The organism is Coprococcus sp. AM14-16 (genome assembly GCF_003434675.1).
Taxonomy (GTDB): Bacteria; Bacillota; Clostridia; order Lachnospirales; family Lachnospiraceae; genus Coprococcus; species Coprococcus aceti.
On the sequence record NZ_QTLL01000002.1, the window covers coordinates 629,247 to 643,387 of the forward strand.

A 14,141-nucleotide genomic window follows, 5' to 3' on the forward strand; every position below is an offset into this window, starting at 1 on the left:
GGAGAAGCGGTGAATATATTAGATATAAAAGAACTGACATTTGCATATCCCGATAGCAATGATGATTCGGGTGAGAGATATTTGCCTGATGCATTGAAAAATGTGACACTATCAGTGGGGCAGGGGGAATTCGTGGTCATATTGGGAAGTTCCGGATGTGGAAAGACCACACTTCTTAGGCAGTTGAAGACAAGTATCGCTCCTCACGGAAGATCGTCCGGGAAGATAGAGTTCAAAGGAAGAAGCCTGGAGGAGATGGATGACCGGACATCAGCAAGGCAGATCGGGTTTGTACAGCAGGATGTCGATGCACAGCTTGTCACTGATAAAGTGTGGCATGAGCTGGCATTTGGATTGGAGAGTCTGGGATACGATAATGGATATATCAGACGACGCGTTGCGGAGATGTGTTCATTCTTCGGGTTGTCCGGGATATTCCACAGGCGTGTCGCAGAGCTGTCTGGCGGACAGAAGCAGATGGTGAATCTTGCGTCGGTCATGGCTCTGTCTCCGGAGGTGCTGATACTGGATGAACCGACCAGCCAGCTCGATCCGATAGCTGCGAATGAATTCATAGCATGTCTTGTGAGAATCAACAGGGAGCTTGGCACGACCATCATCATGACTGAGCATAGGCTGGAGGAGGTGCTTCCGGTGTGCAGCAGAGCGGTGGTCATGGATGAAGGCACAGTGCTGTGTCAAGGAACTGTCAAAGAGGTAGCTGCCACCCTGAAAAATGAAGGACAGAGGTTAAAGGAAAAAGGTATAAACAGAAATGGATTGTATCTCTCTATGCCGGCGGCTGTCCAGGTGTATCTGGGGCTTGATGGCTCGGATGAATCTCCGGTGACCGTAGCGGAGGGGCGAAACTGGTTGTCACAGTTTGACAGTAAGTACAGGGAATCGGGGCATGAGGTTGCGCCTGGGTATGTGCTGGTGGATGAAGGGGATGCCAGGGAGGCAGATGGTCAGAAAACTGATCATGGTGCTGGAGAAACTACAAGAAAAATTGCGAATCGTCAGGACAAGTCCTGGGCAGTCAGGATAGATGATGTTCACTTCAGATACGACAAGGGTTCGCAGGAAGTACTTCGCGGTCTGGATCTTGACATATACGATAATGAGATACTTATGATAAATGGAAGCAACGGATGCGGCAAGTCGACGTTGCTCTCCCTGATAGCGGGGGTAAATAAGCCGTACCGTGGAAGAATAAAGATAAAACAGGGTAAAAGTGTGGGCATGCTCCCACAGAACCCGGAGCTTCTTTTCACAAGACGTTCTGTACGGGAAGAACTGGTGGACGCAAGTGACAGAAAAAAGCTGGTGGACATAGTGAGGTTCTGTAAGCTGGAGCATTTGATGGACAGACATCCTTACGATCTGTCAGGAGGAGAGAAGCAGAGGCTGGCACTTGCAAAGGTACTTCTGTATGATCCTGACATTCTGCTCATGGATGAGCCGACAAAGGGGCTTGATAATGGGTTCAAGGCAGAACTCAAGTGTATGCTCAGAGATCTGCAGCGACATGGCAAGACCATAGTGGTGGTGAGTCATGATGTGGAATTCTGCGCTGTGGCGGGAGACCGCATAGCGCTGCTGTTCGATGGCGAGCTTGCCACAGTCAGCGGTGTTCAGGAATATCTGGCGGGCAACAATTTCTTCACCACTGCGGCGGCAAGGATCTCCCAGGGAATACTTTGCGGTGCGGTTACTGTTTCTGATATATTGAAGGCATATGGAGTCAGGGAGTCGAGGACGGTATGTGGAGACGGAAACAGGATCGACGATGATGCTATAATAAAGGACATAACTTTGACGAAGGAGCGCGAAGCTGATCCCTTGAAATGGTGGCAGATACTCACGATATCTGTCACGTCGGTGATCATCATATTCTGCTTCTGGCAGACCATGGCCCAGTCCAATCTGGCAGATCTTGTGCAGAGAGGGATGACCATCACGTCAAAGGGATGGAAATATCTGGCTATGTATGGAGTGATGATATGTGCCATAGCGGGGCTGCTCCTTGCTATAAGACCTGTCACCAGAAAGAAGAACGAGGATATCGTCATGGAAGCTGCCGGTCACAGATCCGTCAGGAGAACGATATTAAGTATAGTGGCTATGCTCGTTGTGATTTCACTTACGATATGGTTTGGATGCGAGAGACTTGGAGACAAAAAATATTATTTTATATCTCTGTTGATTATAATAGAGGCAATGATCCCGTTCTTCGTATCATTTGAGGGAAGAAAGCCCAAGGTAAGGGATATAGTCACATTGGCGGTTATGTGTGCTCTGGCCGTCACGGGCAGGGCGGCATTCTTCATGCTCCCGAACTTCAGCCCGACCATGGCCATAGTGATCATATCCGGAGTGGCATTTGGCTGCGAAGGAGGATTTGTGGTCGGCGCAATGTCCATGTTCGTGTCTAATTTCCTGATGGGGCAGGGTCCGTGGACTCCATGGCAGATGTTTGCCATGGGACTGGTGGGGTTCCTGGCGGGACTCTTCTTCTCCAAAAGCGGAGTGCGGACAAAGAACACGACAAAGCTTGGACTGTGCATATTCGGTGCACTTATCTGTATCCTGATATACGGCGGAATAATGAATCCGGCGTCGGTGATAATCTGGCAGCCGGCTGTGAACAGGAGCATGATCATAGCGTCATATGTGACGGGATTCCCATTTGACGTGGTGCATGGAACTGCAACGGTGATATTCCTGTGGTTGCTGGCAAGACCATTTCTTGAGAAGCTTGACAGGGTGCGGATCAAGTATGGTGTTCTGTAGACAAATAATAAAATGATTGAGGATTACTGCTATGATAAGAAATGAGAAACTGGAAGATATCTCAGATGGAAGATTATACGATGCGAATGATATGGTGAAGGCGTACTGCAATGAGTGCAAGGGGTGCCATGCCTGCTGCACAGGGATGGGGAGTTCCATCATCCTTGATCCACTGGACGTGATGAGACTTTGTAAGGAGACCGGCAAGAACTTTACGCAGCTGCTTGAAAAGGAGCTTGAGGTCAATGTGGTGGATGGTCTGGTGCTTCCAAATATAAGGATGACGGCGGATAAGTGCCCATTCTTAAACGATGAGGGCAGATGCAGCATCCATAGCGCGAGACCTGGCTTTTGCAGACTCTTTCCACTTGGCAGATATTACACCGATGACGGATTCAGATACATCCTGCAGATACATGAGTGTGAGCGCGCGGGCAGGACTAAGGTCAAGGTGTCGAAATGGATAGATACAGAGGACTTGCCGCGGTACACGAAATATATAAATGACTGGCACAAGTTCCAGAAGGACATGCAGAGAAACCTGATCGAGTATATGCGCGCTGGCGAGGATGAGACAGCGAGAAATCAGACCATGCTGGTGCTGCAGGTTATGTATGTGGGAATGTATGATGCGGAGAAGAATTTCTATGATCAGTTTGATGCCAGACTTGCGCACATTAGGAGTCTGCTGTGTATGACGGAGTAGAAAGGGATGGAATGGAGTATCTGGATGTAACTTTGTTTACCTTGTATCGGAAATCACTTGATTATACAGAGTTATAAATGTAAAAACAGGGTATAGAGTTTATATGGGAAAAGTTAGAGATATCATAGATAAGACATTTGAATATGGACAGGGCAGAGGTGAACTACCGGGAGTCAATGAGCTGGCTGAAGCTATAAGAATTTTGTCGGATTCAGAGAACCCTCAGAGCTCTCAGGATGATCTCACTGACTTTGAGTATCTCAGAAGGAAGGCTTACGATCTGGCTCATCAGAGTTTTGGCAACAGGATATATATAAGAGGACTCATAGAGTTCACGAACATTTGCAAGAACGATTGCTATTACTGCGGTATCAGGAAGAGCAACAGCCATGTGGACAGATACCGTCTGACAAATGATCAGATACTGTCCTGTGCCGATGAAGGATATGTGCTTGGGTTCAGGACGTTTGTTCTTCAGGGCGGTGAGGACGGAGGATTTTCAGATGAGGCTATAGCTGACATTGTGAGGTGTATCAAGGAGAGATATCCGGACTGTGCCGTCACGCTGTCATTTGGCGAGCATCCATATGAGACTTACAGGCTGTGGCGGATGGCCGGGGCGGACAGATATCTTCTGAGACATGAGACCGCGGACAGGGTGCATTATGAAAGATTACACCCGGGTTCGATGAGCTATGACAACAGAGTCAGATGTCTGTACGATCTTAAAAGTCTTGGGTATCAGGTGGGAAGCGGATTCATGGTGGGATCGCCGTATCAGACGCCGGTGAATCTGGCCGAGGATCTGCATTTCCTTGCGAAGCTGCAGCCGCAGATGATAGGGATCGGGCCGTATGTTCCTCACAAGGAGACGCCATTTGCGAAGATGGAGCAGGGAACGGTCAAGCAGACGCTGGTGATGATAAGCATGCTGAGACTGATGTTCCCGAAGGCACTCATACCATCCACCACATCTCTCGGAACGATAGCGGCGGATGGCAGGGAGCGTGGGTTTATGCACGGTGCGAATGTGGTCATGCCGAATCTGTCTCCTGTGTCTGTCCGAAAGAAATACGAGCTTTATGACAACAAGATATGCACGGGGGAGGAATCAGCTCAGTGCCGCGGCTGCCTTGACAGGCGCGCAGAGGCGTTCGGATTCCAGATTGTTGTCGATAGAGGAGACTATATATCATAAGGAGGACCCGCGTAAGCGGGAGATTCCTTATGATGTACGCAGACGCCGCGCGAAGCGCCTTTCATGCGTCTGCACCTTAAGGAGGACCCGCGTAAGCTCATTTTTACTCTCTCTCTTCCTTGATGAACATGAACAGAAAGCTTACGAACAGCAGACAGCAGGAGAACCAGATGGTCCTCATATCAAATATACGGATGAAGTGACCGCCCACAGCGGCACCGATTCCGAACAGCAGGATGATCGCCCAGTAGCACAGAGATTTGAACAGTGTGTTCCTGTCCTTTGTTCTGAAGTATGCACACAAGGCATCGGTGCCACTTCGGATATTTCCAATGCACATGGTACTGGCAAATGCATAGCCGTTGACCTTCCTAAATGCCTGAACCTGCATGGCACATGAAAATGAAACCATGGCATTTGCGATAAGATTGAGCCTTATGGGAAGAAATCCCACGATAAGAAGCAGAAAAATCTCACACAATACAACGATCTGTCTCCAATGAAACTGCTGCATATTCTGAAATTTCTGTTTTATACACTCGGCAGCAGCAATTCCAAGCGCAAAAAATAATAGAGGAACGGCATAGTGTACACACATTCTCCAGTTTCGGTCTACAAGATTCTGACCGAGAAGAACTATGTTGCCTGTCTGTGCATTTGCAAATACCTTTCCTCTGAATATATAGGTATATGCATCCTGCAGACCTCCTGATATTGACAGGAAGGCCGCGGTGATGAAAGATTCTGACATTTGTCTATGTGGATAAAACTTCATGGTTCATATACTCCTTGGTTGTAGATTTGACATTCAGGCGCTGATCTCATCTGGGGGACGGAGGTACCTGACCCATTCGGGGATCAGGTGCAGTACCTGAAGGTTTTGTCCGTCAGGATCCTTGCAAATATAAGTCCAAGTGGCAGGGCTATGATGATCATGATGGCAGCCGCAAACCAGGACACGGCATCGGAAAGTGACATGATTCCAAAGTTGTATATTGCACGATAAAGATAAAGCCCTGGAACCATGATGACTATGGATGGGACTGTCAGTGAGATTCGCGGATAACCGTTGGTGCTTTTGATGAATGAAGCGAGCAGTCCGGCCGTGAGGGCTCCGGCAAATGCGGCGGCAGCTGCAGGGATGCCGGCAAGATCTACCAGTTCAAGACGGAGAGTGTTGGCTATGGCACCGATGGCAGCGGCTGTGGCGGCCATGTGTATGGAGCTGTTAAACATGATGGAGAATCCGAACACACCACAGAAGCTGGCAATCAATCTGAATACCAGATGAAGTCCTGGTGTTATGTCGAGTGCTACAAAATCCTGTGGGTGAAGCTTCAGCAGAAGCGCCATGATCCATGCGAACATCGTTGCCACAAGCACAATGATGATTGAGTATGTAAGTCTCTCAAGTCCGGATCTCAGATCCAGCTTTGCAAGGTCTATACCGCTGGTGATGAATGGGAATCCCGGTATGATGAACAGCATTGAGCAGATATATCCGGCTTCGTGGAAGGCGGGTATATGAAATGCCAGCTCGGCGGCCTTTAGCAACAGTGCGTACACAAGACAAGCGGCTGACACGGATACAGCTATGTTCATATATAAAGTAAAATGGTGTTTGATAAGCTTTGTCCTTATGAGGTTTCCGATTCCGGCTGCGATAAATGCCAGCATCATTTCTACAGGCCCGCCGCCTAGAAGAAATGTGAAGGCACAGCAAGCGAGGGCAGAGGCAAGTCCGAGACGGAGAGGAGAGTACAAGGTATGTATTTTTTCTATCTCATCAAGTCTCTGATGGATTTCCTCACCGGTCAGATGCGCCTCTTCATTTGGAAAATTGTCAACAAACTGCTCCATTCTGTAGAGTTTTGAGGTGTTCACGCCTGTATTGGCGATGCACAGGGACTGTGATACACAGTCGTGACCGTCAAAACAGTTGAATTCTATGGACATGAGTCCGACATCGACGGTACATGTGACGCCCAGTTCCTTGGAAAGCCTGTTCATGGAAGTACGGACACGCCATGCACCTGTTCCGCATGAGAGCATGATAAGACCGACTCTGCCTATGACAGAAGCCTTTTCAATCAGACCTGCCTTGCATATGAGTACATTGCTGTCGGCACTGGCGTAGTCATGCCATGGGATCTCCATGTGATTTTTCTCCATAATGTCTATGTACGATTCTGCATTTGCGTTTTTTGCATTCTTACTTTTCCGCATATATGATCGCCTCGGCTTTCGCAACGTGTCTTTCCAGATTCTTCATGAGCAGTGAATCCGGCAGGAATATTCCAAGCTCGTCATATCGCATGCCTTGTTTGCCCAAAGTATCCTGACCGTAGAATACAAATGCCATGGGAAGATTCTTCTCCAGTTCAACCATGATATCCCACACAGCACAGTATGCCTCAGCTTCGGTCTCCTTGAGCTTTACCGTGTCCGGCAGCTCCCTGATGAGCAGGACTCCGGTGCACTCTTCAAGGATCTTCTGCCCGACTTCCATGTTGTCAGAAGTGTATTCATGGCTGTATCTGTACGCCTTTGCAAGATACATATTCTCGTTGTGTGTCATATGTGTGTATATATCGTGAAAGTGCTGATAATCCTTTTCTCTTACAGAGTTTCTGAATTCAGGCAGAAGTTCGCCGTGCTCACCGGTCATGATGACAGGATTGGTCTTGCCATCGGCGTTGAAGCGATATGGGATGAGGTAGGAATTTCTTAGCAGATCGAACATTGTATTGTTGCAGATGGACATGAGGAATGCCGACATATCTCTGTCCAGATAAGCTGAGAGCAGTGATTTTGTAAATTCTTCCGGTGAAAGATTGCAGTCGAAGTCATCATTGCAGAACAGGTAATTACAGAATGTGTCCATGAGCTTTTCACATGCCCAGGGATCCCTGAGGATCTTTTCAAATAATATTTCTGATTTTTCTTCCCTTGGGAAAATGGTCTTTCCTTCCATAGATATGCGCATCCTTTCATATGATAAATGCTGTCTTGTCATTTAAATCTGGTTAGATTATACTATTGGAGTAGCAATAAGTGAAAATCATAATTGATATGGCAGCGATAATAAAATGATATGTTGGGGATGCTGCATGGAAAATAATTTTAAGAAAGGGAGTATAGCAGACATGTAATATAGTCTGTGGCTAACAATAGATTATGAACATTAATTTCGAGTATTATAAGATATTTTATTATGTTGCGAGATATCATAACTTTACCAAAGCCGCAAAGGTTCTTGGAAACAGTCAGCCAAATGTGACCAGGGCGATGAACTGCCTGGAGCAGCAGCTTGGAAGGATACTATTTGTCAGAACAAACAGGGGTGTACAGCTCACAAGAGACGGGGAACAGCTCTATTCATATGTGGAGGCTGCAATGTCACAGCTTCTGACGGCGGAGGATGAGCTGGCAGATGGTGAGAATCTCACTCACGGAAGTATAACGATAGGTGTCAGTGAGACGGCGTTAAATATATATCTGCTGGACAGACTGCGGGCATTTCACATGGCGTATCCGGGTATAAATCTCAAGATATACAACCATTCTACACCTCAGGCTGTGGAGGAAGTGAAGAATGGAAGTATAGACTTTGCAGTAGTTACAACTCCGGCTGATGTGGAGGCTCCTCTCAAGAAGATCGTGCTGCAGTCATATCGTGAGATACTTATCGGCGGAACGACATTTTCTTCACTTAAAAAGCAAAAACTGTCCATTGCGGAGATGAGGAACTATCCTATGATCTGTCTAGGCAGGGAGACTATGACATTCAGATTCTACGACAGAATATTCAGGGAGCATGGCGTGGAGCTTGCGCCGGACACGGAGGCGGCCACCACGGATCAGATACTGCCACTTGTGAAGTGTGAGCTTGGACTTGCATTTATACCGGAACTGATGGCGAGGGAGGCAGTAAAGAACAAAGAGGTTGTAAAGCTTTCACTTGAGGAAAAGCTTCCGGACAGGAATGTATGTCTTGTGTATGACTGCCTGCACCCGCTGAATGAGGCAGCAAAGCAGTTCAAGAAAATAATAGTAGAAAGCAGGTGAGAATATGACACTTCAGCAGCTTAGATATGTGGTGATGGTTGCGGATACGGGCACGATCACCGAGGCAGCGAACCGGCTGTATATATCCCAGCCAAGCCTGACAAATGCCATCCATGAGCTGGAAAAAGAGATGGGGATAAATATATTCAACAGGTCAAATAAGGGAATAAGTCCGTCCATAGAGGGCGAGGTCTTCCTCGGCTATGCGAGACAGGTGCTTGAGCAGGCGAAGGTCCTTGAGGACAAATACAAGGGGGACGATGGCGGCAAGAAGAGCTTCTGCGTGTCCACCCAGCATTATTCATTTGCGGTAAATGCATTTGTTGACCTGATAAAGAGGTATGGACAGGACGAATATGATTTCAGCATAAGGGAGACACAGACCTATGAGATCATAGATGATGTCGCCAGGATGAGAAGCGAGATCGGAATATTGTTCATGAATGACTTTAATGAGAAGGTGCTGAACAAGATCCTCCGGGCAAATGACCTGGAATTTCATGAGCTGTTTGTGGCAAAGCCTCACGTGTTCATAAGCAGAAAGCATCCACTGGCGAAGAACGATATCATAATAAATGAAGAGCTGGAGGCGTATCCATATCTGTCATTTGAGCAGGGAGAGCACAACTCTTTTTACTTCTCGGAGGAAATATTCTCTACGACGGAGCGAAAGAAGAATATAAGAGTCAGGGATAGAGCGACACTGTTCAATCTGCTGATAGGTCTGAATGGATATACTGTGTGCAGCGGTGTCATAGATGAAAAGCTGAACGGCAAGGACATTATATCGGTGCCGCTGGCAGATGAGAGCGATATGAGGATAGGGTATATCGTCCACAGGAAGGCGATCCTCAGCAGACTTGGAAACACCTATCTCGGTGCGTTGGCAAATTATCTCACGGCTGGCAGTGACGAGCCGGAAGATTCAGTAAAAATTCCTCAGAGAAAGCTCCAGCACAGGGGGCGCTTCAATGAGATGAGGGATGACGGAGAGCCTGCTTGCGGAGATGTGAGGGAGAAGGCGGCGGAACATATGAGAAGGGTTAAAGCCACATAGCTGACATAGAAAAAAAGACATAGAAATAGCGTGGGTATAGCAAAAAACTATATCCACGCTATATTTTTATGTATTATACAAGCGAACCAGAGCTTCATATAATGTCAACAACAAACAAGAAAATAACACTGGTCTATGAGATATGCCAGTGAGTGAGCAGGAGGATATGATGAAGACAGCGGTTATAGGATTTCCAAGGGTGGGAACATTAAGAGAGTTAAAATTTGCATCTGAAAAATATTTCAGACATGAGATAACGGCGCAGGAGCTTACAGGAATTGCAGCGGATCTCAGACACAGACACTGGATGACACAGGTGGCAGCAGGGATAGGCTTTATTCCATGCAACGACTTTTCATTTTACGATATAGTGCTTGATACAGCAGTTCTTCTCGGAATTGTGCCAAAGAGATACAGAGAGCTAAATGTCTCAAAGCTTGACACGTACTTTGCCATGGCAAGGGGGTATCAGGGAGAATCCGGGGATGTGAAGGCTCTTGCGATGAAGAAGTGGTTTAACACAAACTATCATTACATAGTTCCGGAGATAGAGGATGACACGGTGATAAGCCTTGACTGCGAGAAACTTACAGGTGAATACGAGGAGGCCAAGGAGCTGGGGATCAAGACAAAGCCTGTGGTTATAGGACCATACACAATGCTTAAGCTCTGCAGATATGTGGGATCAAAGAATGCAGAAGACTTTGCTGATGATGTGGCAGAGGCTTACAGACAGCTCATCGCCGAGTGCGATGAAGAGAATGTGGAGTGGCTGCAATTTGATGAACCATCATTGGTGAGAGATATGGATGACGATGATAAGGCACTTTTCCACAGGGTGTATGACAGGGTATTTGCAGATCGTGCAGACTGTAAGATACTTCTCCAGACATACTTCGGTGATGTGAGGGATGTGTATGAAGATATCATAAATATGCCATTTGCCGGAATAGGCCTTGATTTTATAGAGGGCAAACAGACCGGTCAGCTTATAGACAGATACGGCTTCCCTGGGGATAAGGTACTTTTTGCCGGCCTGGTAAATGGCAAAAATATCTGGAGAAATCACTACGACAAGACCCTCAAGATAGTAGGGCAGCTCCGCGATAAGAAGATAGATGTGGTTCTGTCTACATCATGCTCACTGCTCCATGTGCCATACACACTTAAGCAAGAGACGAAGCTGTCACAGGACTATCTGAGGTTCTTTGCATTTGCAGAGGAGAAACTTATTGAACTCTCGGAGCTTGCGGCACTTGCCGAGAGTTATAACTATACAGAGCTTGAGGCATACCACAAGAATCAGGAGTTATTTGCGGGGACAAGAGACTGCAACAGCAACGAGGTGAGACAGAGGCTTGCGGCAGTGACTGAGGCAGATTATGCAAGACTTCCGAAGAGAAGCGAGAGGCAGGCACTTCAGAAGAAGGAATTTGGGCTTCCTGAGCTTCCGACAACCACTATAGGTTCATTCCCACAGACTAAGGATGTGAAGTCGCAGAGAGCACAGCTCAGAAAGGGAGAGATATCTGAGCAGGAATATGTGGACTTTGTAAAGGGAAAGATAAAGGAATGTGTAAAGTGGCAGGAGGACATTGGACTGGATGTGCTAGTGCATGGCGAGTATGAACGAAATGACATGGTTGAATATTTCGGTGAGGCACTTGGCGGATTCCTGTTCACTGAGAAAGCATGGGTACAGTCATATGGAACGAGATGCGTAAAGCCGCCTGTGATATGGGGTGACGTATACCGCAAAAAGCCGATCACGGTTGATTGGTCTGTATATGCGCAGTCGCTCACAGACAAGATCATGAAGGGAATGTTGACCGGTCCGGTGACGATACTCAACTGGTCATTCCCAAGGGAGGATATATCAATCAAGGAATCTATATCACAGATAGCGCTTGCGATCAGAGATGAGGTGCTGGATCTGGAGGCGCATGGAATAAAGATGATACAGATAGATGAGGCTGCACTCAGAGAAAAGCTTCCACTCAGAAAATCTGATTGGTATACGGAGTACCTTGATTTTGCGATACCTGCATTCCGTCTGACACACAGCGGTGTGAAGGCTGAGACACAGATACACACACATATGTGCTACAGTGAATTTACGGATATCATACCTGCCATAGATGATATGGACGCGGATGTGATCACATTTGAGGCGTCAAGATCCGATCTGCAGATCCTGGATTCTCTCAGGGAGAACAACTTCGAGACAGAGGTGGGACCTGGCGTATATGATATTCACTCTCCAAGAGTTCCGTCGGTGGCAGAGATCGTGAAGGCGGTAAATGTCATGCTCACGAAGATAGGCAGGGATAAGCTCTGGATCAATCCGGACTGCGGTCTTAAGACCAGAGGTGTGCCTGAGACTGACGCCAGCCTCAGAAATATGGTTGAGGCTGCCAGACAGGTAAGAAAATAATATATAAAATGCTTGACAAATTCACATAAATATTACGCAAGTCAGTCATAATGATGATCTGGTTATACGGCTGGAGAAAGCGGATTCAGGCCGGCAAGTGAGTTTGGTATTCGCTATCATGGACTTGAAGAGGGTGAGAATGCATCGTTTTTCCTCTGCAAAGAGCTGATACCCGGATATCTTGATGGAGTCACGGGTGAGTACGCTCCGCCAGAAGGATATTTCGTGGACGAAAAGGCTGTGGAAGAATTCGACAGGCAGTTTCCATATAAAGAGAAAAAAACACTGCCCGGACAGATATTTTCATAAGGAGGACCCGCCGTAAAATAAAAGAAAATTGTTACTAAAGCTCGCAAAGTTGCATAATCTGCCGAAAAAAGGTTGGAAAAGTTGCAAAAATCACCGCGAAAAGGTTGGAAAAGTTGCAAAAAATTGATATCATAGGGATAGAAAAGTTGCAAATGCAGTATGTGGGGTGATTTTATGCTGGAAAGATCGGCAAAAAAATATATAGATTCATGGATTCAGAGCGGCAGAGACGCTTTGCTCATAACGGGAGCGAGACAGATCGGTAAGACATATCTTATAAAAGAATGCCTCAGGGAAAGTGGAGTGCCATATGTGGAATTGAATTTTATTGACCAGCCGGAGCTTGTCACATTGTTTGGCGGTGCCAGAGATGCAAAGGATCTGCTTATGAGACTTAGTCTGGTGACTAAACAGCCTCTTGAGAAAGGCCGTACGATCATATTTCTGGATGAGGTGCAGGAGTTTAAAGATATAGTGACAAGAGTGAAGTTTCTGGTGGAAGATGGGAGCTACAGGTATATTATGAGCGGTTCGCTTTTGGGCGTAGAGCTGAATGACCTCAGATCTGCACCGGTTGGATATCTGCGTGTATGCGATATGTATCCGATGGATCTGTGCGAATTTATGGTTTCTGTTGGTGTGAATCAGAATGTGATCGACACACTGAAGGAATGCTTTACGCAGAGGCTGCCTGTTGATTCGTTTGTACATGAAAAAATGCTTGATGTATTCAATCTGTATCTTATCGTGGGCGGAATGCCGGAGGTGGTCAATACCTATGTGGAGACAAATGATCTTGCGAAGGTAGCGGAGGTACATGAAAAGATAGTTAGATTATATAAGAGTGATTTTACAAAGTATGAGACAAGATATAAGCTGAAACTGCAGGAGATATATGATGCTATGCCGGGACAGCTTGATCAGAAAAATAAACGATTCCAGATCAATAGTATAGGTAAAGGCCTCAGTTATGATAGGGTTGCAAATGATTTCATGTGGCTTAAGGATGCTGGGGTTGCGATACCGGTCTACAATATAAGCGAGCCGAAACTTCCGCTTGTGATCAGTGAGAATAGGAATCTCTTTAAATTATTTTTCTCCGATGTAGGGCTGCTGACAAGCAGGTATTCGGATCAGGTGAAAATGGCGATACTGAATAAAGAAAAATCTATAAACAATGGTGCGTTATTTGAAAATGTGGTTTCCCAGGAACTACTCAGCAAAGGTCATAAACAATATTATTTTAACAGCAAAAAGCAGGGTGAACTTGATTTTGTAATAGAACTGAATGGAAAAGTAGTTCCACTGGAGATAAAATCGGGTAAGGATTACAAACGGCACTCTGCGTTGTGTAATGTCTTGGCTGATGAAAATTACGGAATAGAATATGCATATGTTTTTTCGGAGAGAAATGTAGAGGTCAGCGGCAAAAAAGTATATTTGCCGATATATATGATTGCGTTTCTGAAAAACGAAAAGATGGTTGACACGATATATAAACTTGACCTATCAGGGTTGACGTTCGATAAGGATATGTAGCATCAGTTTTCGCCTGTTGACGAGCCGATGTTAAAAA

At 46.4% G+C, this 14,141-nt stretch carries 10 protein-coding genes; 7 read left to right on the forward strand and 3 right to left on the reverse strand.

From position 1 onward, the window contains the following. Window positions 1–9 precede the first annotated feature (9 nt). From DW159_RS13880 to hydE, 3 genes are all read left to right on the forward strand, one after another. Window positions 10–2,793: an ATP-binding cassette domain-containing protein gene (locus tag DW159_RS13880; protein ID WP_117550111.1), complete on the forward strand. Its 2,784-nt coding sequence runs from the start codon at window positions 10–12 to the stop codon at window positions 2,791–2,793. 31 nt (window positions 2,794–2,824) lie between these two features. After that, entirely contained in the window at window positions 2,825–3,499 is a 675-nt protein-coding gene (locus DW159_RS08825; protein ID WP_117550113.1) for a YkgJ family cysteine cluster protein, read from the forward strand. 103 nt (window positions 3,500–3,602) lie between these two features. Beyond that, window positions 3,603–4,697, forward strand: coding sequence for a [FeFe] hydrogenase H-cluster radical SAM maturase HydE (gene hydE / locus DW159_RS08830; protein ID WP_117550115.1), 1,095 nt, complete (start codon window positions 3,603–3,605; stop codon window positions 4,695–4,697). Window positions 4,698–4,800: 103 nt separating this feature from the next. On the opposite strand, the gene DW159_RS08835 is transcribed toward hydE, so the two are convergent. From DW159_RS08835 to DW159_RS08845, 3 genes are all read right to left on the reverse strand, one after another. Further along, window positions 4,801–5,472 (reverse strand): YoaK family protein, encoded by a 672-nt coding sequence (locus DW159_RS08835; RefSeq protein ID WP_117550117.1) that lies wholly within the window; start codon window positions 5,470–5,472, stop codon window positions 4,801–4,803. An 83-nt stretch (window positions 5,473–5,555) separates the two neighbouring features. Then, window positions 5,556–6,923: a threonine/serine ThrE exporter family protein gene (locus tag DW159_RS08840; RefSeq protein ID WP_117550119.1), complete on the reverse strand. Its 1,368-nt coding sequence runs from the start codon at window positions 6,921–6,923 to the stop codon at window positions 5,556–5,558. Then, window positions 6,910–7,671, reverse strand: coding sequence for a DUF4866 domain-containing protein (locus tag DW159_RS08845; protein ID WP_055147436.1), 762 nt, complete (start codon window positions 7,669–7,671; stop codon window positions 6,910–6,912). Before DW159_RS08845 ends, DW159_RS08840 begins: the two co-directional genes overlap by 14 nt. Window positions 7,672–7,874: 203 nt before the next feature. On the opposite strand from DW159_RS08845, the gene DW159_RS08850 reads away from it, so the two are divergent. The 4 genes from DW159_RS08850 (at window position 7,875) to DW159_RS08870 (ending at window position 14,104) form a co-directional block, all read left to right on the forward strand. Beyond that, window positions 7,875–8,765 carry a LysR family transcriptional regulator gene (locus tag DW159_RS08850; protein WP_117550120.1) on the forward strand — a complete coding sequence of 297 codons (891 nt, stop codon included), beginning with the start codon at window positions 7,875–7,877 and terminating at the stop codon, window positions 8,763–8,765. 4 nt (window positions 8,766–8,769) lie between these two features. Then, window positions 8,770–9,822 carry a LysR family transcriptional regulator gene (locus DW159_RS08855; protein ID WP_022217021.1) on the forward strand — a complete coding sequence of 351 codons (1,053 nt, stop codon included), beginning with the start codon at window positions 8,770–8,772 and terminating at the stop codon, window positions 9,820–9,822. A gap of 169 nt (window positions 9,823–9,991) precedes the next feature. Next, window positions 9,992–12,256 carry a 5-methyltetrahydropteroyltriglutamate--homocysteine S-methyltransferase gene (gene metE / locus DW159_RS08860; protein WP_117550123.1) on the forward strand — a complete coding sequence of 755 codons (2,265 nt, stop codon included), beginning with the start codon at window positions 9,992–9,994 and terminating at the stop codon, window positions 12,254–12,256. Between the two features lie 483 nt (window positions 12,257–12,739). Next, entirely contained in the window at window positions 12,740–14,104 is a 1,365-nt protein-coding gene (locus DW159_RS08870) for an ATP-binding protein (RefSeq protein WP_117550127.1), read from the forward strand. Window positions 14,105–14,141 lie beyond the last annotated feature (37 nt).